General features: G+C 32.2%; 25 protein-coding genes and 2 tRNA genes. 13 read left to right on the top strand and 14 right to left on the bottom strand.

The features are described from left to right. Nucleotides 1-160 precede the first annotated feature (160 nt). The 6 genes from O5637_RS03645 to O5637_RS03620 all read left to right on the top strand — a co-directional run bounded on the left by O5637_RS03645 (nucleotide 161) and on the right by O5637_RS03620 (nucleotide 3,636). Nucleotides 161-232, top strand: a tRNA-Lys gene (locus O5637_RS03645). 80 nt (nucleotides 233-312) lie between these two features. Continuing rightward, complete coding sequence (locus O5637_RS03640) at nucleotides 313-618, top strand: hypothetical protein (RefSeq protein WP_269606199.1); 306 nt, start codon at nucleotides 313-315, stop codon at nucleotides 616-618. Nucleotides 619-1,055: 437 nt separating this feature from the next. Beyond that, nucleotides 1,056-1,379 carry a hypothetical protein gene (locus O5637_RS03635; protein WP_269606197.1) on the top strand — a complete coding sequence of 108 codons (324 nt, stop codon included), beginning with the start codon at nucleotides 1,056-1,058 and terminating at the stop codon, nucleotides 1,377-1,379. A 37-nt stretch (nucleotides 1,380-1,416) separates the two neighbouring features. After that, nucleotides 1,417-1,713, top strand: coding sequence for a DUF3303 domain-containing protein (locus O5637_RS03630; protein WP_269606195.1), 297 nt, complete (start codon nucleotides 1,417-1,419; stop codon nucleotides 1,711-1,713). 76 nt (nucleotides 1,714-1,789) lie between these two features. Continuing rightward, entirely contained in the window at nucleotides 1,790-2,005 is a 216-nt protein-coding gene (locus O5637_RS03625; RefSeq protein WP_269606193.1) for a hypothetical protein, read from the top strand. A 59-nt stretch (nucleotides 2,006-2,064) separates the two neighbouring features. Further along, complete coding sequence (locus O5637_RS03620; protein WP_269606191.1) at nucleotides 2,065-3,636, top strand: SulP family inorganic anion transporter; 1,572 nt, start codon at nucleotides 2,065-2,067, stop codon at nucleotides 3,634-3,636. Nucleotides 3,637-4,069: 433 nt separating this feature from the next. Here O5637_RS03620 and O5637_RS03615 read toward each other — a convergent pair whose 3' ends face one another. From O5637_RS03615 to O5637_RS03595, 5 genes are all read right to left on the bottom strand, one after another. Then, nucleotides 4,070-4,213, bottom strand: coding sequence for a hypothetical protein (locus O5637_RS03615; RefSeq protein WP_269606190.1), 144 nt, complete (start codon nucleotides 4,211-4,213; stop codon nucleotides 4,070-4,072). A gap of 104 nt (nucleotides 4,214-4,317) precedes the next feature. Beyond that, nucleotides 4,318-4,563: a hypothetical protein gene (locus O5637_RS03610; protein WP_269606186.1), complete on the bottom strand. Its 246-nt coding sequence runs from the start codon at nucleotides 4,561-4,563 to the stop codon at nucleotides 4,318-4,320. 237 nt (nucleotides 4,564-4,800) lie between these two features. After that, complete coding sequence (locus O5637_RS03605; protein ID WP_269606184.1) at nucleotides 4,801-5,073, bottom strand: hypothetical protein; 273 nt, start codon at nucleotides 5,071-5,073, stop codon at nucleotides 4,801-4,803. 525 nt (nucleotides 5,074-5,598) lie between these two features. Further along, on the bottom strand, nucleotides 5,599-5,775 hold the full coding sequence (locus O5637_RS03600) for a hypothetical protein (RefSeq protein ID WP_269606182.1): 177 nt from the start codon (nucleotides 5,773-5,775) through the stop codon (nucleotides 5,599-5,601). A 687-nt stretch (nucleotides 5,776-6,462) separates the two neighbouring features. After that, the gene (locus tag O5637_RS03595; RefSeq protein WP_269606180.1) at nucleotides 6,463-6,756 is read right to left on the bottom strand and encodes a hypothetical protein; all 294 of its coding nucleotides are present in this window, start codon (nucleotides 6,754-6,756) and stop codon (nucleotides 6,463-6,465) included. 160 nt (nucleotides 6,757-6,916) lie between these two features. Between O5637_RS03595 and O5637_RS03590 the strand changes: the two genes are divergently transcribed. Further along, nucleotides 6,917-7,093 (top strand): hypothetical protein, encoded by a 177-nt coding sequence (locus tag O5637_RS03590; protein WP_269606178.1) that lies wholly within the window; start codon nucleotides 6,917-6,919, stop codon nucleotides 7,091-7,093. A gap of 31 nt (nucleotides 7,094-7,124) precedes the next feature. Here O5637_RS03590 and O5637_RS03585 read toward each other — a convergent pair whose 3' ends face one another. Then, entirely contained in the window at nucleotides 7,125-7,625 is a 501-nt protein-coding gene (locus O5637_RS03585) for a hypothetical protein (RefSeq protein ID WP_269606176.1), read from the bottom strand. 533 nt (nucleotides 7,626-8,158) lie between these two features. Beyond that, nucleotides 8,159-8,320, bottom strand: coding sequence for a hypothetical protein (locus O5637_RS03580; protein ID WP_269606174.1), 162 nt, complete (start codon nucleotides 8,318-8,320; stop codon nucleotides 8,159-8,161). A gap of 924 nt (nucleotides 8,321-9,244) precedes the next feature. Between O5637_RS03580 and O5637_RS03575 the strand changes: the two genes are divergently transcribed. The 4 genes from O5637_RS03575 to O5637_RS03560 all read left to right on the top strand — a co-directional run bounded on the left by O5637_RS03575 (nucleotide 9,245) and on the right by O5637_RS03560 (nucleotide 11,095). Then, nucleotides 9,245-9,318: transfer RNA gene (locus tag O5637_RS03575), tRNA-Pro, on the top strand. A 51-nt stretch (nucleotides 9,319-9,369) separates the two neighbouring features. Continuing rightward, complete coding sequence (locus O5637_RS03570) at nucleotides 9,370-10,140, top strand: NAD-dependent DNA ligase (protein ID WP_269606173.1); 771 nt, start codon at nucleotides 9,370-9,372, stop codon at nucleotides 10,138-10,140. A gap of 219 nt (nucleotides 10,141-10,359) precedes the next feature. Continuing rightward, complete coding sequence (locus tag O5637_RS03565) at nucleotides 10,360-10,554, top strand: hypothetical protein (protein ID WP_269606171.1); 195 nt, start codon at nucleotides 10,360-10,362, stop codon at nucleotides 10,552-10,554. Between the two features lie 196 nt (nucleotides 10,555-10,750). After that, nucleotides 10,751-11,095, top strand: a complete 345-nt coding sequence (locus O5637_RS03560) for a hypothetical protein (RefSeq protein ID WP_269606169.1) — start codon at nucleotides 10,751-10,753, stop codon at nucleotides 11,093-11,095. Between the two features lie 77 nt (nucleotides 11,096-11,172). On the opposite strand, the gene O5637_RS03555 is transcribed toward O5637_RS03560, so the two are convergent. Together O5637_RS03555 and O5637_RS03550 are read right to left on the bottom strand one after the other, a co-directional pair. Continuing rightward, nucleotides 11,173-11,523 (bottom strand): ExbD/TolR family protein, encoded by a 351-nt coding sequence (locus O5637_RS03555; protein ID WP_420063730.1) that lies wholly within the window; start codon nucleotides 11,521-11,523, stop codon nucleotides 11,173-11,175. Nucleotides 11,524-11,579: 56 nt separating this feature from the next. Continuing rightward, nucleotides 11,580-12,209 carry a MotA/TolQ/ExbB proton channel family protein gene (locus O5637_RS03550; RefSeq protein WP_269606166.1) on the bottom strand — a complete coding sequence of 210 codons (630 nt, stop codon included), beginning with the start codon at nucleotides 12,207-12,209 and terminating at the stop codon, nucleotides 11,580-11,582. A gap of 74 nt (nucleotides 12,210-12,283) precedes the next feature. Between O5637_RS03550 and O5637_RS03545 the strand changes: the two genes are divergently transcribed. After that, nucleotides 12,284-12,970, top strand: a complete 687-nt coding sequence (locus O5637_RS03545; protein WP_269606164.1) for an energy transducer TonB — start codon at nucleotides 12,284-12,286, stop codon at nucleotides 12,968-12,970. A 4-nt stretch (nucleotides 12,971-12,974) separates the two neighbouring features. On the opposite strand, the gene O5637_RS03540 is transcribed toward O5637_RS03545, so the two are convergent. The 5 genes from O5637_RS03540 to O5637_RS03520 form a co-directional block, all read right to left on the bottom strand. Beyond that, nucleotides 12,975-13,826: an ABC transporter substrate-binding protein gene (locus tag O5637_RS03540; protein ID WP_269606162.1), complete on the bottom strand. Its 852-nt coding sequence runs from the start codon at nucleotides 13,824-13,826 to the stop codon at nucleotides 12,975-12,977. 90 nt (nucleotides 13,827-13,916) lie between these two features. Further along, the gene (locus tag O5637_RS03535; RefSeq protein WP_269606160.1) at nucleotides 13,917-16,157 is read right to left on the bottom strand and encodes a TonB-dependent hemoglobin/transferrin/lactoferrin family receptor; all 2,241 of its coding nucleotides are present in this window, start codon (nucleotides 16,155-16,157) and stop codon (nucleotides 13,917-13,919) included. Between the two features lie 201 nt (nucleotides 16,158-16,358). Next, on the bottom strand, nucleotides 16,359-17,135 hold the full coding sequence (locus tag O5637_RS03530; RefSeq protein WP_269606158.1) for an ABC transporter ATP-binding protein: 777 nt from the start codon (nucleotides 17,133-17,135) through the stop codon (nucleotides 16,359-16,361). Nucleotides 17,136-17,140: 5 nt separating this feature from the next. Further along, the gene (locus tag O5637_RS03525) at nucleotides 17,141-18,115 is read right to left on the bottom strand and encodes a FecCD family ABC transporter permease (RefSeq protein ID WP_269606156.1); all 975 of its coding nucleotides are present in this window, start codon (nucleotides 18,113-18,115) and stop codon (nucleotides 17,141-17,143) included. A gap of 204 nt (nucleotides 18,116-18,319) precedes the next feature. Continuing rightward, entirely contained in the window at nucleotides 18,320-19,021 is a 702-nt protein-coding gene (locus O5637_RS03520) for an esterase/lipase family protein (RefSeq protein ID WP_269606154.1), read from the bottom strand. Between the two features lie 210 nt (nucleotides 19,022-19,231). Between O5637_RS03520 and psb28 the strand changes: the two genes are divergently transcribed. Further along, entirely contained in the window at nucleotides 19,232-19,588 is a 357-nt protein-coding gene (gene psb28 / locus O5637_RS03515) for a photosystem II reaction center protein Psb28 (protein WP_269606153.1), read from the top strand. Nucleotides 19,589-19,723 lie beyond the last annotated feature (135 nt).

The following is a 19,723-nucleotide window of genomic DNA, read 5'->3' as shown; positions in this document are numbered from 1 at the left end:
CAACTTTTTATTAAGGCTTTAAAAGTATCTAAAAAAATCAATGAGGAAGGGAAAAAATATCTTTAAATTGTTTTTTAGTCCTCAAAAAGGAACATTAAGACCATTAATGCTTCTGCAACGTGATATTTTTCATATTGGGCCATTACTATTGGTCTATTGTGGGTCGCTAGCTCAGTGGTAGAGCATCCGGCTTTTAACCGGCTGGTCCTGAGTTCGAATCTCAGGCGACCCATTTTTCTTGAGACTATTTTTAGATAAATTGAAGTGATCACCACTTCTAAGTTTTTGAAGAATTATTTTTTTTTGATCCTTTTGATTTCAAGTTTTACATCAATAAACGCTGGGTTGAATAGCTTTACTAATTTGATTGTTGTAGAAGATTGGCTTATTGAGAGGAAGGTTGATTTAACTATTAATGATACGAAATGCAGAGCCTCAATACCTTCACATGCAAGTTGGTTTGGAGCCAGGGTAAGACTTGGACCCAATAATGAATTGATAAAACCTATTTGGATCTCAATAAAAGCTAACCAAGTGCTTGATTCAAAATTAACTATAATTAGAAAACTTCTTGATGATTGCAGGTCAGGACTTATTTTTCTTCCTGAAAAGTTATAAAGGTCAATGACTAATGTGTTGATGATAATATAAATACTTCCTCCAAAGAAAATTTATTGCTGAATTAGAAATATATAAATTCACTTTAGTATGAAGCAGCTAACTGTAGGCGCAGCGATTGCATTAAATATATCTTTGTATATATGGGCTTTAATGGACTTGCCCGTAAAATTTTAAGCACTAAATAAATGACAATAATTTTATTTATATCTCTGACTTCTAAAATTCCTAAGATCTTTATTTTTTAGATTTCATCATTTATTATGTTTATTTTAATTAAAAAAAGTTACTAGTTTTAAAATAATTTATTTTTTTGTTTTCATAAGCACTTTTTTAACTTTCATTTTTTTTTTAATTCTCAATCCTTTTTTTTTACCAGTAGCGGTTAGGGTTTATATGAGGTATCAAATGCCTCTCGTCTTATTGATATGCGGGGTATGGTTAAGAAATCTTCTTCGATTACAAAATCCAATTCTAATTGGCTATGGAGGTGGGCAGAACCTGAAAGTGAACTATCAGTAATTCCAAAATCAAAAACTAAACGTTTGGCCCAACAGGCAAAGTTAGCAAATGTTGATGCTGAAAGAGCCGTCTCTAGGGCATATCAAATTGAATTATCAAGAACTAAGGCCATTGGAGAGGCAATGTTTAAATCTGGCAAAGCATTGAGGTTTACTCTATCTAGTTCTGGAAGGCAGTTAATACTCAGGACACAGGCAGCACGAAGGCAATTTGAGCCTGGTTTTAGGAATAATAAATAATTCTCGGATAGAATAAAAGTCCTTCGAAAAATAAAAAATGCAGCTGTATATAGTTACTTGGAAATTCGAATCATCTGAAGATCAAAATTATTCATCGGAAGCATTTGTAGATTACGTTGAAAGTGGGAAATCTGAGGATCTTATTGATGGCTATGAAAGAATTGCATGGGCTCATACTCCGCAAGACGGAACAGGAGTGATAATTTGCAGGGCTTCAAGTGCATCAATCTTATTTAAGGTTTTTGGATCCTGGAGAGATAAATTTGGAATGACTTGGGAGTATAAACCTGCCTTAACTACTGAAGAGTTTGTTAGTTTAATAAAAGAAAAATAGATATTAATTTTTTTATTACTTAGATTTAATTTATATAAAGAATAAACTTCTGTATATAAACTTTCAAGATTGAGCTATGCAACTTAGCCTTTTAAAAGTATCTGTTCATTTAATGAAAGCTCATTTTTTCTTTGCTTTGACTGCTAATGAAATGGGTCTTAGTCCGATAATACTAATTTTAATAGTAGTCTCATCTATAGTTTTTATTGTCGGCTTTGCAAAGAGCTCAAGAGAGAATGAATACAAAAAATTGATGGATTCATTTATAGAAAGGAAAGAGGAATCTGACTGATTATTGATTTATTCATATTAGTAAGAAGATCTTCTTACTAATATGAATTCTTATGTCTAATGAGGCAGGATGGTAGAAGCGTAGTTTTGAAATTGATCAATTTATTAGCAAAGGAGAGAATTGTCTCTCCTTCTCGCGATGTTCTTGCTGGTCTTGTGGTTGCATTCGCAATGATTCCAGAGGCGATAGCTTTTTCTGGTATTGCAGGTGTTGATCCAAGAGTTGGACTCTTTGGTGCTTTTTTGCTTTCTATAACCCTCGCGATTTTCGGAGGCAGAATGGCGATGATCACCTCAGTAACTGGTTCAACTGCTCTTTTGATGACTGGGATTGTTCAACAAGGAGAAAATATTAGCCCTGGTCTTGGTCTGCAATATCTTTTGGCGGCTGGATTGCTTACTGGAGTTCTTCAGATTGCTTGGGGGTATCTAAGACTTGCACATCAGATGAGATTTGTGCCTCAACCTGTCATGGATGGTTTTGTTAATGGGTTGGCTATATTGATCTTCCTTGCTCAATTGCCTCATTTGGGTATTGACTTAGGGCATTCTGCGAATGTAGTTACTGCAACACAAGTACCTGCAGTTTGGCTATTGACCATACTTACGTTATTAATTATCTATTTGCTGCCAAAAGTTACGAAGATTTTGCCTTCAGCATTGGTTGCAATTTTTATTTGTACTGCAATTTCTATTGGATTTAAATTGGATGTTCCAACTGTGTCGAATTTAGGAATTCTTCCAAATGGATTGCCTGGCTTTGGCCTTCCAAAAGTTCCTTTTAATTTTGAAACTCTTGGTTTGATACTTCCAACAGCTTTGGCAATTTCTTTGGTAGGTCTTATGGAGACATTTCTCACTCAAGATATTCTTGATGATATGACTGATAAAAGCACAAATAAAAATGTTGAGGCTCGTGGCCAAGGTATAGGAAATATTGTTAGTTCTCTTTTTGGTGGTATGGCTGGATGTGCTTTGGTTGGACAATCTGTTATGAATGTGGGCTATGGGGGAAGAACACGGCTTTCAACATTAAGTTCAGGAGTTTGTTTAATAGCAATGATTCTTGCTGCTAAAGATTGGGTGAATCAAATTCCAATGGCAACATTAGTTGGTGTAATGATAATGATTGCAATTAATACGGCTAATTGGATCTCAATTAAAGATATAAGCCGTATCCCTAGAAGTGATAGTTCAGTTATGATTTTAACTGTATTTGTAACTGTTATTACTCATAATTTAGCCTTGGGACTTCTTTCAGGCGTAGGACTTGCCGCTATACTATTTAGTAGAAAGGTCGCAAAGGTTATTAAGGTTGAGTCTTCTTTAAATGGTGAAGACCACAGGATATATAAAGTTAAAGGGCAGTTATTCTTTGTTAGCAGTATTTACTTTAGGCAAGGATTTGAACTTCACGAACATCCTAAGAAAATTACAATTGACATGGCCGAGGCTCATATTTGGGATCAAAGTGGTGTTACAGTTCTTGATCAAGTAATTAGAAGAATAAAACTAGGTGGATCTGAGATTGAAGTGATTAACTTAAATGATGAAAGTTTGAATTTATTTTCTCGAATAGGACAGGCAACTGAAGCTGGAGGTAGAGGGGGAGAATTTAAACCTGCACATTAAAAAATTAGACTTCTACTTGAGATTTTTGCAGATTTTTTTAAGAGCTTGTATAAAAGGCTTGTAAGGATTCATTTCCATCTGACTGTAATTTGTAAATTTTATACATTTAAATGTAAAAGCCTGAGCCTCAGATGATCAAGCATCATATCTTATGGTCATACAAGTCATAAGATTTGCTTATGTATACTCTATGTCTTGATGACCTCTATGAATTCTATTTTTTATAGATAGTTCGCAAGTCTTTAGCTATGATTTTTGGATTTTTGTAATTTGAATTGGTTTAAAAAAAGATCTAAATCAGTCAAGTGTTTTAACACTTGATGAATTTAGATCTTTTTGTTGTGAGTTTGATTCCCTAGATAGATTTATGAAAATCTAAATATTTGTTGGTAAGGAAACTTGGCCAATAGATTTTTGTCTAAAAGCGATCGTCCTAAGCGTCAGAATCAAATTTAGATAGATTAGGACCAGCAATCACGCCAACTAGTCCAAAAAGAACAAGGGATACAACTCCGACAATTGTTGCTGAGAGGCTTCCTCCTCCCAAAGCAAAGGTTAAGAATGGCAAATGAAGCATTTTTTTTTAGATGCAGGTATATATATAAACCTAAAATTGCCCAAATTTAATGAAGTTGTAGCACCTTGATAAATTCAGACATCTTTAAAAGGTTTTAGTGAGTGTTAAGCCGTAGGGAAATTATTTGGAAATCTTGATTCTAAATCGTCTTGGCTAGCATTTGTTTCCCACTTAAGCCAGTCTTTTACTCCGTTAGGCTTTACCTTCTGAGCACTACGAGCAGCAAAAATAATTACATGAAATGGAATCACAATCGCAAAGAAGAAGAAATGTAGTAAATACAAATCCCAAGGGATCCCTTGATAACCGTAATCAGGGAAAAATATTGCAGTAATAAAAGGGAGCACCATGTTGTTCAAGTTTCAACTGTATTAATCATTATCCATAAAGCCTTAATTTTTTCGATAAGGACGGATATTTTAACTTCTAGAAATGCTAACGATTTTTGAAATGCATATTATGAGGTCTTGATTACTAAGCTTTTTAAATTGAGTTTTGAGTGGATTCGCAATGTACATAAAACTTTATAGAACAATAATTAGTAAAAATTTTGCTATATACATATTTTGATTAAAATCCTTAAATGTTTAATTAATAACTCTTTCTATTAACTTGACTAGCTTAAAAGTAAAATAGAGACTAACTATTATCCAGACTGGTAAAAGGATATTCCATGCCTTTTGATATTTTAAAAGTATAATTTCATCTAGGAAATATGCCCCTCCAATGGGAATAAATATTAATAAGCTCATTTTAAAAAAAATCTCGAGGAATGCTAGCGCTGCTATTGGATTTATTAGCCATGCTATTAATATTCCACTTAGTAAGTAGCCACCATATTGCCCCAGTTTCTTTATCATAAATGTCATTTTTGTATCACTAACTTATTTTAACTAAAATATTACTCTTAATACAAAAAGGTATTAATTTGATGACTTATTGTGAAGCTTAAGTAACAGTTAGTATTGTTTGAAAAAAATGACTACTTTCTAGATTTATACTTATAAGTAAATTTTTTATAGGGTTTTTAATTCCAATAGATTTATAAGTATTAATTTGATCAATCTTTGGACTTAGGGTATAGTTTGTTAATTGCATCAGCTTGAGTTGTTTCCTTTTTCTTTAACTGCTTTAATTCATTAAATCTTCTAACTATAATTCCTGGAATGAACCAAATGACTGTTATTAAAGAAAAAATAAAAAGTGGATTATTTATTGTCATATCAAGTATAGTCGTTTTTATTAATAGTAAATATAGTCTATTTATTAAAAATAATTGATAGTGCATGTTTGTTAAACGTTTAAGATCATTATAATCGTAGATGTGAATTAATTTTTTATTTAATCTCTGGTTTTTTACTTTTTTCTATTTTTATTTTTTGGCATCATTCTTTCTCTTCCTTAGACTGTTCTTCTAAATAGACTTCGGATTCATCAGCAATTATTTTTAAATAGTTATCAATTCCTTTTGATTCTGCAATTTCTTTTGAGTTTCTATATTTTATTCTTATATCTTTATTAGACCATGCTGCTTGATCTTTGAAAAGATTCCTTTTTGCCAAATAAAATATCTTTTTTACAATGAAGAAAATAGCTAAAATAAATATAGAAAGTAGAAGAACTATTCTCATTTTTCTAATGTCTATTTATTTAATCATAACTTCTTATAAATCCTATGTTGGAAGAAGATGAAAAAAAAAATATATAAATATACTTCAGCTCATTTCAGTATGAATTTTGCTGTTTCCTTGGATCACTTTTATTCTCATAACCTTTAACACTCTTGCTTAGATCTTTTCAAATTTTGTTTTTTTAATTAATATTGATTTGATAATTGCCATCTTTGTAATTGTTTGCTAAAGATAGATATATATATATTTATAATATTATTCAAATATGTTTTCTTGGATTAATCAAAGTAGAGTTATTTATATTTTGTCTAATTTGTTTGTTTTACCGGCTACATTTATTCCTTTCTTTGACTTGATTTCAAATATTTCTTTTATTCTAGCTTTCATATTATTGATAAACATAAATTTATTCCAATTATTAGTATTATGTGTTGTTTTTATTATTAAAAATAACTCAAATTATCGATTTAATCTTTTGTTGAAGCTTAAAGGTAAAGAAATCTCTAAGTCAGATTATGAATGTGTTTATTTATATGCATGGTGTACCTTATTAAGATATTCTCTAATTGGATTAGCCGCAAATCAAATTTATTTGATTTTTAAATAGTTTTATCAAGTTTACTTATTTTTAAATGGATTTGAAAAAAAACTTTTTGCTATATTTTGTGGAGGATTAATCATTCCCGTATCTGCATTTAGTCTTCTTTTGATGTCTTCAATTGTTTTTTGATGTTGAACCTCATCTGTATCTGGGTCTAAGGAGGCAAACCAATTTTGAAGATCCCAATTTTGATGACCGTTTTGATCTACCTTGATTTTTACAAATCCTTCCTGACCTGAAAAGAAATAAACACCTTCAGGAAGGTTTTCGAAATCAAACTCTCCATCTTTCCCCTTTATGATTGAATCCATTATTATTTAAATTTTTTTCATTACAATATCTCATCACAGATGTTTTTGAACTTCTTTGATTTCTTGGAACGTAATTCTTCTTACTAAATATTTAGTAATTATAATTTTTACTTGCTTTTAACCTTAATAGCGTGAATGATTGAAAAAATACATAAGATTTATGTGCCCTTTTAGTAAGGAATTTTCTCTTCTTGCCAAAACATTCGAGTATTCCGATTACCTTGAAGATTCAGAATGGAAATTTCAGAAATATAACTTGGTAAATGCTTCTTGTTATTCTGATCTTCTAGAAGATACTGAGTGGGGAACAAGATCTGACGATTTAACTATTGCTTGAAGCTCTTGGTATAGATTCGGTTTTATATATTTTAATCTGCGATTGTTAGTTCAGAAATGAATGTATCGTTTATCCATTCTATTTCGTGATCTTCGTTTGGGGTTCTTCCTAAAATGATAATTGGTATTCGAATTTCTTTGTTTTCAATAATTTGTCTATATCCAACTAGGAGTTCTACGTATTTTTTAAAAGTCCATCCATTGTTTCCTTTTGTGTTCGATTCTGAAGAGTTTCGAAGAGATCGATGAAAATCTTCAATTCCAAATTCATTCCAGCATTCCTGAATGGCAAGTAAATGATCGTGACCTTCCTTGAGTAATTGTTGATATTGAATTAGTTCAGGGGCTTCTTGTGAGTTGTCTGGTTTAAGTTCTTTAGCTAAATCATAGACTGTGACTTTTTTAAGCCTGAACCAATCCCTGTTAAAAAGAAAAACTGGAAAATTCAAAGACCATTTTTGACTGCCTAAGCTTTCGTATGTTTTGGCAAACTCATTCACGTGTTTTTTTAGAAATTTGTATTGTCTTTTCATAAATAATTCTTCTTATGTAATTACTTTTGGTTTTCAATTTTTAGAATTAACGTTAAGCCTTAGCAGCTTTAAGTCAATATCAGATTTTGTAAGTATATTATATATATAGAACATTGATTTATTAAATTAAATGAATAATGGTAATAAGCGACCTGCATGGCTTAATTGGGTTTACCTCTTAATATTTTTATATTCTTCTTATTTCTTGTTCAATTATTGGTCGGCAATTTTAGAAAAATAAGACCATTTACTGAAAAAATATAATTAATTTATTCATGAGATATGATATATTTAAATTTTATAATTTATTAAATTAAAGCAATTTATATATTTAATTGTTAAAGTTAAAAATTTTAAACTGAAGTAACTTGGATTTATTTTCCAATCATCCAGCAAATACTGGCAAACCAATTGTTGCTGTGCTGATTAATGCTCCTGCAAAAATAAGGAAAGGAAGTAATGGGTACTTTTGAATCATGAGAGCTTAAATACTTTACTTTTTGATTTATAGGTAATTATACCATACTAGGTATTTATACTTCAGTCTGAGCTGAAGATAGTTGTAATTCCTCTTTTATCTTTACCTCTCTCTCTCTCTCTCTCTCTCTCTCTCTCTCTCTCTCTCTCTCTCTCGTTAGGTGCTTTGCTTTCATAGTTTGAGTTTTAGTTAAATATTTTACCTCTGATTTGATCAAGAGATGGACCCCTTCTTTTTTCCTCCCTAGTCAAAGGAATCCAGTTCCAGTCACAACTAACAGTCAGAAGGTACCCAACGAGTAAGTGCCAAATCAATATTAAAAAAGGTTGATCTAAATGAGGAGTCAAATGGTTCACTATTAATAGATCTTATCTTAGCTATTTAGGGGAATTCCCACGAGTTCCTTTAATTTTGACTTGACATATATTCAGTAACGTAAATCTAACGCTGTGAGTTGAAAAATATCTTTATGTGATTTATAGATGGCGTTACTTTTTCTTTTCTAGATCTTGATTTGATGTGATCCTTGAAGCAATCATTTCTAATTGTTTTCAAGTAAAGGTTAGTTCTTTTCAGTTTTTAGTTTCTATTCCACAAAAGTTAGATTAGCCTTGGAACTTTTTGATAAGACAAAAATAAAATATATACAAAAACTTTTGCCCAAATTCGAATTTTATGTCATTGATAAAATATATAAATTTTACTTTCCTTGCTCTCTGTATGTAAAAGGAATTTAAGGTTTTTTTCATCTCATCTCTCTTGCCTTCTGTTGTTTATTCTTTTGCCTTCTAATTTTTATTCGCTATCCCAGATTTTTTAAAATATAAAATTGGTGATTTTAGTACAAATATAGTAAGAAGTCCTAACCATCCCCAGATTTTTGCTCTTAAACAAATTAGTTAGTTGAGATTTTTCTGTATATTCTGGGAGTAAATCATACTTTATGTAACCAAGATTGGATTTCATAAGGAGATTGTAGTTTGCTTTTTATTCGAAAGAGAATTTTGTTTGGTTTCTTTTTACCTCTTTGCTAGGGCACGTAAAGAATCTAATTGAACCTTTTTTAATCAAGGGTGAATTTGGAAATAATTTTTTATTCCAGGTGATTAAGCGCCTTTGAAGCCTTAAGATTAAAGGGGTACGGGGCGTGGCGCAGCTTGGTAGCGCGGGTGCTTTGGGAGCACTAGGTCGCAGGTTCGAATCCTGTCGCCCCGATCAGTCAGAGACAGGTTTCCCAGCCTGTCTTTTTTAATGGGTAAAAATAGCGTGGGCAAAACGTGGGCAAAAGAACTTTCGGCGTTGGTTGAAAAGCTAGATTTGGCCTACAGATCGGGCAATGCTCAAGTAAGTGACAAGCAATTTGATCAATTAGAAAATAGGCTTAGGGAAATAGATCCTCAGAACTCATATTTCCAGCAAAAAATGAAGTTGCTTAGTTTGGATAATTATTGCTTTTCAGAATGGTGGGCAGACAAAGCCAGAAATGAAACCATGATTGTTCAACCAAAATTTGATGGTTGCGCTTTGGGGTTGAGATACCAATCTGGAACCTTAGTTGCAGCCTTCACCAGAAGTGGAAAAGATGTTACCGAGGCAGCTAGAACTGTTTGCAATCTTCCTGTTGAACTTCCAGAAGATGGACAAGCAGTTTCAGAAGATCCAGTTGAAATAAGAGGCGAATTGTATGCGCCAAATCTTTCTAGAACTAAAAGCCAAGCATTAGCCGCTGGACATTTAAGAAAGAAAAATCCAACTGGGGCGGGATTGTCATTTGTTGCTTATGAAATTCTTGGAAGTACTGCAGATGAAATCGAAGATATTAAACGCCTAGAAAGTTGGTTTTTTGAAATTCCTCCTACAAATCGAACAGCCGATCCAAAGCAAGTGAAGAAATGGCATAAGGAATGGCTTGCTGGTGAATTATTTGAGAACCTTCCTACTGATGGAATTGTCGTAAAAGTTGCGTCTGGTGCAACTAAACAAAAACTTGGTGTTACTTCAAAATGTCCGAATTGGGCGATTGCTTTAAAAGGGTAAATGCATCAAAGACATTTCCTTTGCCGTTTAAAGCAAGGATTCATTATTAGGAATTTGGAACTAAGAATTATTCAAAAATACATTTTTATCATGCAAGATTTATTCATTGCAGATTGGGAATTTAAAGACCTTAGGAAAATAATAGAAAAATGAGGCGAAGCACTCAGAACTCACCTCAGAAGGAAAAGTGTATGGAATGTTCTATGTAAGGAGAAAGAAATGATAGGCGAGGTGTTAGTCCTTTATACATTTAGGCATCGTTATGCAAAAGCTTCACATGCTGCTGGGGTTCCACTAAGTAATATCGCGGCTGCTATGGATCACACAACAGAAGTGCCTCATCAAAGTTATGAAAGATTCATTCCAGACGGTACGGTTGATTTGTATGCCAAGCGCAACGCGAGAATCTCATAAATATGGAAAAAAGACTCAACTCGCTCAAATACTTTGCTCCTCTAGTTCAGATAGTCCTATGCCCTGTAACTATTCTGTTTTTATGGACTGTGTTTACAGGTTCTGAAGTAATCCCTGAAGTTAATGAAGAATTAGTTCGTAAAGAATAGACAAAGGTCTAATGTTTACATCTCATCAAAGTTGACATGATAGACGTATGAAAAGTTTTTTTAGTTATGCCATAGCATTTCTTTTTATCTTTATCGCACTTTCATCTAAAGTTAGTAGTTATGAAAATGAATCTATCCTAGATAAATCTCAAATAATAATTGCAAATAAATACGCAGAGAGATTTTGCAGTGCTAAAGCCGATCATTTTTTTGAGGGGTTAGACAATGAGAAGACTCTTAAATATTCTTACTTTCAATATATAGGTTTGATGAGTGATGAGATTGTTTTAAAGGGTATGTACAAGCCATTAATCAATCAAATAAGAGGAAAATGCCTTATTAGCAATGATGAAGAAAGAGAACTAAATGAATTATTCACGAAGAAACCATAGCCAAGACAAATTCATTAATTACTTCAGGGCCAAACTATTATAATTTTGACTATGTTAATTTATCTTCTAAGATATTCTTAGTCTATTGACTTAGTCGAAATTGCTATTTTTAAACCATCAATACTCCTAAGAACATCTAGAACACTAATTACATAACCATGAGAAACATTTTTATCTGCATTGAGAACAACTAAATTCTTATTTTTATTAGTCAAATTAACAACCTTGACTCTCATTTCCTGTAATCTTGTTCTTTTTTTATTTATAAATAAACTACCACCTTTATCAATAGATATATTCACAAACTTCTTATTCTGCGTAATCGAGTTACTTGCCTTCGGCAATTCAACAGATACAGTTTCAACACGAGTTAAATAAAGACTAGAAATAATAAGAAAAGCTAAAATAGAAAATATAATATCTATCATAGGCAAAATATCAATTTTATTCTCGCTCTTATTATCTTCTTTAAAATAGACCATTATTATAATTTATTTGCTCTATATAGCATCTCAAATCTACCACAATACTGATTTAGAATAGAATTTTGTTTCCTCCATAAACTATTAAAATAGTTAGAAAAGATGAGTGTAATAATAGCAATAATTAAACCAGTTGCTGTGGAAATCAATGCCTCACTTATACCACCAGTAACTTCTTGAGCATTAACACCAGATTCTCCTAATTTTATAAATGAAAAAGAATTTATAAGCCCCAAAACTGTCCCTAAAAGTCCAAGCAAAGGAGAGACAGTAATAATTGTAGAGAACAAATTACTAAACTTTCCAAATTCAGATTGAATTGATTGAATTGATATTTCTAATGCTAATTTTAGATCAATAGAATTTTTATCAGTTAGAAGACTTCTATCTATAATTTTCAAGGAATCTAACAATACTTTTTCTAATGGAATGGAAGAAATCTCATTTTGTTTCGTAAAATCCACAGAAGAAATAGTTGAATATTTTTCAACTGTAATCATTAGTTTACTATCATTTTTTTTTATTACATCTATCCAGTATGCAATTCTTTCAAATATGCACGCTAAAGAAGTAATTGAAATCAATAATAATGGCCACATAACTATGCCGCCTGATTTGAAAAGATCAAACAAGAAGACTTATAATGAATATAACAATCATAATCCTAATAAAAGAAAGCTAATTGGATTAATAATTACCTAGAAAAATGAATAAGATAAAAACAATTAGAATCAATTATTACATCCTCTTGTCAGTATTGATTCACCTTTCCTTCTTTTTATTTGTAGAAAAAGAAAAAGATATCAGTTTAGGTAAGAAAATTATTCCAATTGAGCTGATTGATAATTTCCAAGAATCAGGATTAGGGGAAGCCACAAAAAGAAGTGAAAAATCAATTAAAAGACCTTCAACAAAAGAAGAATTAAAAGAAAAAATTAATAATAAAAATCCTTTAGATCAAGAAAAATCATTTGAAAATAAAAAAATAACTAAAAAGATAAATGAGAATCAAATTGAACAGAAGTTAAATAAAAGTAATTCGGTAAACAAAACTATATTAAAAGAGGAAAAAGGGAGCGGATCTAGTGAAGGTATAAACAATAATGAGCCAGAAAAGGGATCTTTAATGGGCAAGGGAACAATAAAAATTACTTGTTTGAAATGTGTTCGGCCTATATACCCTCCAATCGCTCTTAGAAGAGGAGCAGAGGGAACTCCTATAGTAAAAGTATGGATTAACAAAAAGGGAAAAGTCTTTAAGGCAGAGTTAATAAGTCACAGTGGGCATGAATCAATTGATAAAGCTGCTAAAAAAGCTGCAATTAATTCTACTTTTTACCCCTTAGAAGAGGAAACTTCAATAAATATTGAATACGATTTAAAAATAAAATAAGTAGTTAAAATATTTTTCTAAGTTTTAAACATGCACTATTAATACTCTCTAAACTACCTGCATTTATTAGCCCATAGTAATTAAAACGATACACTTGATCAGATTTAACTGCTTTTAGATTAGAAAATGGCTTAGATTTTTCAAAGTCAACGTATTGTCCAGGCCTTGTTTGGATAATAATTAAGTTATCAGGATCTTCTTTTATTAACCATTCTGGTGATAAATTTACGTAACCTCGAAACTCACTTTTTGAATCAAGATCTTTAGTTAGACTATTTATACCAAATCTTTGAAGAAGATTTCCAGCCCAACTTTTTGAGTTAGGAGAGAGAATAGGTTTTGTACTAGCAAGAACAACTACACTAGGGTTTTCATTTTGTTCATTGGCAACAACACATTCTTTCAATTTAGTGTTAACTATTTCATTAGATGTCCTCAAATTATTTATATCTAATTTAGTAGAAATTAAATTAATAGTATTTTCTAGGCTATTCCAATCATTTAATTCATACGAAATTGTTTGAATATTAATATCTTTAAGTTTGCCTAGTATTTTGTCATGAAAACCCTTTGTCCCAATTACCAAATCTGGCTTCAAAGAAACAATTTTCTCTAAATTAGGTGGAGTTCTGCCCTGACTTATTCTTGGCAATTTCTGATAGTCAATTTTACCTTTAAAAAGTGAACTTCCAGGAATAGCTACAAGTTTATCCCTTGATAAAGCACTAACAATATCAGTACTTAATGATGTTAAAGTAATTACTTTATTAATACTCTTATCTTGTAAGAGCTTTGAATTACTATCACTTATTGCTCCATTATTAGAATTAAATGACGAACAAGAACTTAATAACAAAAATGGTAAAAAGTAGAAATAATTTAGAATCTTCATTAACTTTTTTGTTTAATTAAAAACTTGACTTAATTTATACTTACTATATAAAATTTAAAATCTGAAATTAAACCCAGCCTTAATATGCCTAGAGGGTTGAGAATATCCCTCTAAATTGGCAGCTGTCTTAGACAATCCTTTGACATCGGAGTAATAGTAATATCTTTCGTCAAACAAATTATAAACTCCTAAATCAACTTCTAATCTATCTGATTGTTTTAGACTACCAATCAAATCAACCTTATTATAAGAATCAGGAACGTATGTAGTTGTTCCACTTTCTACTCTCGGTCCTCCTACATGAGTGTTCTTCAAATCAACAGTAATTTTATTATCTGAGGTTTTATATCTAAGAATAGCTATCGCTTTAAGTGGTTCTATTGACTCAAGAGCCGTATCTGTTTTTGTATTTTCTCCATGCTGGTAGCCCAAGGATGCTAGCAAACTTATTCCAGTTGAATCAGGATTAAACCTATATTCAGCCTCAATTTCAGTACCATAAATATCAATCTCATCTTTATTCACAGACTTATATTCACTGAATCCACTTGCTGATTGACCTATATAACTATGTTGTTCAATATAATCATCATATTTACTGAAGAATCCTGAAATATTCCAATCAAATTTATCAGTAAATTTTCTTAACCCAACTTCAAATGTATCACTTGTCTCAGGCTTCAAATCAGGATTAGAATAAGTTGTATATCTTCTCTGGACATTAGTAAAACTACTATTCATATCAACATAATTTGGTGCTCTAAAACCTCTTGCATATAGACCATAGAAAGAGAGCTCAGGATTAACCTTATATATTGCAGACAATTTCGGACTAATAGCACTTTCATTATAGCCAACTGGTTCTAGAACACCTACTCCATTAGCTAAATATGCTGCATCTGATTCGGCATCTAAATCAAAATTATCATATCTAATGCCAGCGATAATATCTAATTTATCATTTACAGCAATTTCATCTTGTATGTATACACCAGTTCGTTGAATAGTCGAATCAGGTGTTTCTTTAAGGCTTTCTGTTACCCCAGTCAAGTTATTGGTAACCTTTCTTTCTCTTTCATTATCACTTTCAGAAAAATCTAGGCCATAAGAAATTTGATGTAGAGAATTTCCAACGCTTCTATCACTCCTAAACTGTAACTCTGCTCCATATGAAGAATGTTCAAAAGGTTGGTCTCTTTTCTGATTTGATGGCCTTCCATAAACAACCGCATTACGACTATATTTATGATCTGCTTCTATATCTTGAAAATAAGCTTTGACTTTCGAGTACTGTACCGACTTACCATTAGATGGATTTTCATAAACATATGATATTGAATATCTATTTGTTTGTGTTTCACTTTCAGAGTCTAAAGAGCTATAACCACTTGGTAAGTTGTCAGGCTTGACTGGATCTTCATCTGTTGATTTATTTATACTTTCAGCTATAAAATTTGCTTTTGAATAATCATCAATATTTAACTCAAGATTAGAAAATAATGTATTACCAGAACTCTCTCCTCCGTTTATGTATTTATCATCTGCATTTGTTGCAGGATCTCCCCCTCTCTCCCCACTAACAATAAATAATCCTGAGAGTCTTTCCGATAGAGGTGCCGCAATTTTTATCGCTCCTCCTAACCCTTCATTTGCTCCATCGTAATAGGTTGGCAACTCAACAGCATATGTGCCGTCTTCTTTTAATAAATCAGATGGGGATAGCTGTCTAAATGTAATTGCCCCCCCAAGAGCATCACTTCCATAAAGTGTTGAGGCTGGACCTTTCAGAACTTCAACTGATTTGAGCGTATTGAAATCTACATAACTACCTCTGCCAAAAGTGTAATAACTTCCATAGGAATAGGTAGGTAGTCTTATTCCATCAACTTGCATTAAAACTCTATCGCCATTCATACCTCTTATATTTACGTCTTCTTGACTTGTTATTCCCCTTACTCCACTTTGAGTAAATTTCTTTGTACTAACACCAGGTACATCCTGTAATAAATTTCTTAAAGTAGGAGACTGATTTGAGTATATTTCCTCTCCTTCGATAACAGTTACACTCCCTGGATATTCAGAAGTTGCTCTTGGTGTTTTAGTACCAGTAACAGTAATTTTAATTTTACCAGCTGCATCTTCTTGTCCTCCCTGAGCAATTAAAGTTGCATCTCTATTTGTCTTAACTCCAAATCCTTTAGGAGAATTTGATTCAACTTGCAATGCAATTGCTGTAGAAGAACCTAAAAAAGAGATTGCCGCAGGAATAACCAGCAGCTTACGAAAAAGCTTCACCCTTGCCTCACACAACAAGAAAATATACTTATTTTTATAGACATAAATTTATTGAAAAACTTTTCAAAAAGGTATCGTTCTATACATATAAATAAGCAAAAAGATTCTTTCTGGTAATCCATAGGCTAAAAGGTGCTATTAGATCCTCTTACAGGTATAAAGCTATACTTCTATGTCTATATACAAATTGATTATGCCATTTCAGCAAGATTTAATTGTACATACTTGAAGACCAATAGGTGTTTCTATTTGGCATGTCTCAACTTGAAAAGCATTTTTCAAAAGCTCATGAGTTAGAACTTCTCTTGGTTTGTCGATAGCTAATAATTCGCCGTCTTTAAGTACTGCAATCCGATCGCAGTATCTCGCAGCCAAGTTCAAGTCATGAATAACAGTAACAATTGAAATTTCCTGTTCATGATTTATTTTCTTGAGTAGGTCTAAGAATTGAAGTTGATAGCGAAGATCTAAAAAAGTTGTTGGTTCATCCAATAAAAGTGTTTTTGCATCTTGCGCAAGAGCTAAAGAAAGGAAAGCCCTTTGCCTTTGCCCTCCAGATAATTTATCAACAGGTTTATCCTTAAAAACTGTCATATCAGTTAATTCGATGGATCTCTCTACTTTTATATGATCATTTTCATCAAGGTCGAGTTCCCACCATTTTTTATGAGGAGACCGTCCAAGACATACCAATTCATAGACGGTAAGAGTTAAATTAGACCTCTGATGCTGAGGTAATACAGAAATCTTTTTTGCTATTTCCTTAGTAGAAGAATGATGAATATCCTGCCCATCCAAATAGGCATTACCTGTATGTGCGTCAAGTATGCGGCTTATACCTTTTAAGAAAGTGGATTTACCTGATCCATTCGCTCCAACAATTCCTAACCACTCAGATTTCTCTAATGAGAGACTTATCGATTTAATGATTTGATTTTCTTCATAACCGGTAGAGAAATCTTTTGTTATTAGTGTCATTACGTCTATCTCATACTAGTTAAGGATTTTTGTCTTTTATACAATAAGACTATAAAAATTGGAGCGCCTAATAATGATGTGATGATTCCAACAGGCAATTCAATAGACCCCGATCTTGCAATCAAATCGGCCGAACTAAGGGTAAAGGCACCTAATAAAGCAGAGAATGGAAGAACAACTTTATAGTCTGTCCCAAATAAAAATCGTACGGCATGGGGGACAATCAAACCTACAAATCCAATCAAGCCACCAACGCTAACTGAGCTTGCAGCCAACAGAGTTGCAGATGCACCAATCAAGCATCTTGAACGAAATAAAGAATTTCCTAAACCTACAGATAATTCATCTCCCAAGCCTAATAAATTCAATTGTCTTGAGAGTAATAATCCCACAACTAAAGCAAAGATGATTGGTGGACCAGCTAACTTGATTTCAGTCCAACCTCTGGAGTTAAGACTACCTATTAACCAAGTCAAAGCAGCTTGAACTCTTCCATCTTCTGTTTGTAGGAGAAGCATTGACTGAATAGACCCAAAAAGACTACTTAAAGCAACCCCTGCAAGAATCAATCTTTCAACTGATATGGAAGTCCCAGATTTTGCTAAACAATAGACAATTAACGTAGTGATAATTGCCCCTATCCATGCAGCAATCGGAATCCAAGAGAGCCATAAACCCATGCTTATCAACAAAACAATTACCAAGCCAGACCCTGCAGAAATGCCGAGCAAGTAAGGACTTGCCAATCCATTTCTTAGCATTCCTTGCAGGAGAGCCCCAGACATACCTAATGCTGAGCCAACAAGTAAAGAAGCAATTAATCTAGGAAGTCTAAGTTCCCAAAAAATAATTTGATTAGTTAAATCACCTTCTCTCATGAATGCTTTGATTAATTCATGACTACTTAATTCAACAGAGCCATTACTTAAAGACAAAACTATGACTAAAGCAATAAATACTAAAAGAACCGTTGCGTTCAATCTATTCTTTTCCCTAAACAAGTTTAAAAACTTTTGATAGGACACCTGAAAGAAATTATTTCAACTTAACGATAGTTATTCTAATATTTATGCCATGTACAAATATTACATACGTGATTACTAAAGCTGGATGGCTTTTACAGAAAGAAGTCTACAAAATAAATTAAAATCTAATTAAATCCAAACCTCTAAATTACTTCTATATCATATCAAAGATTTATTAAGCCATTCTTCAACTTTATTTTTTGAACCATACCAATCCTTACCAAAAGCTTTTCCGTGTGCTGTTTCTTTCATCACTACCTGTTTTGAGCCAATTAGTAATGCTGAATCTCTAGGGACTAGTCCATCTCCAATAACATCTCCATTTCCATTCAATGCTCTATAAGATGACTTGCTTAATTTTAGTGATGTCTTTGTCGCAATAGGTCCGTTCAAGTCTAATTCGCCAGCAACAGATATATAACTAACATCTGCGCTATAGAAACTACCTGGCAATTTAGAGCTTACAAAATTACGTAGATAGGTGGCTCTTTTTGCTTGATTAGGACTTCCTAGTGTAATTAAGCAATTTGCATAATCCTTCCCATTGTAGATCTTCCGACTAAATAAAAGATCTGATAAATACAATCTGAGGATCATCCCTCCAGAGCTATGACCTATCAAAGTGACTTTATTCGTAGACGATTCTTTCGATAATTCTGTCACTATTTTCTCAACTTTATCAAGAATATTCTTCCAACCAAATGACCAATTAGTACTAAGCCACTCAATTTTATTTACTGGAACTATTACTACTTTGTTCTTTATTCTACTTTTAATATATTCTGTCATTTCCTTATAGGCACTACCGTCAATCAAGAAACCACCAAGTATAACAATTGGCTGATCAAAATATTTATTCATGATTTAGTACAAGACCTCAAACGAATTTATTCTGATAATCCATTGTAATTATTAACTAATTACAATTTAAAAAATGCTTAATTTATTAAAAAAAAGCTTTTAGAAGATTCCCTGATAGTAATAGCGACTACATATCGATGTATGCAATGACATTCTCTAAAGTTCTCTCTAAAAAAGCATTTAAAGTAAAAAAGAAATCAAGAAAAGTAGATGAAGGATGTTGCGATACAATTTTTTAACGGTGTCGACGAAAAAGTTATTCCAGAAATAAGGCTTACAAAAAGCAAAGATGGTCAAGCAGGACAAGCTTTCTTCAGATTTAATAGTCCTGACGCATTATTATCAGATAATTTTAAAGAAATACAGGGAATGTATTTAATTGACGAAGAAGGGAAAATAACTACTAGAGAAATAAATATCGCTGTTTCAAAAAAAAATGGGAAATATACTGCTATAGAGGCTATTTACTGTTGGAGATCACAAAGAGATTTTAATAGATTCATGCGTTTCGCAAATCGATATGCCAAACAAAATGGTCTTGCTTATGAAGCGAATAATGACAAGTAATTAAAATGAAACGCTTTTTACTCCTCGCCCTAACTGCTGATCTTCTCTCCCCTGTCTATTAACTACAAACGCATGTGTCTAATAATACTTATAAAAATATCTTTTTTTATTCTCTTGCTATAAATTGTCTCAGTT

Origin of the sequence: Prochlorococcus marinus str. MIT 0917, assembly GCF_027359575.1 — a bacterium.
GTDB classification, from domain to species: domain Bacteria; phylum Cyanobacteriota; class Cyanobacteriia; order PCC-6307; family Cyanobiaceae; genus Prochlorococcus_B; species Prochlorococcus_B marinus_D.
This window is presented reverse-complemented; position numbering and strand designations above follow the sequence as displayed.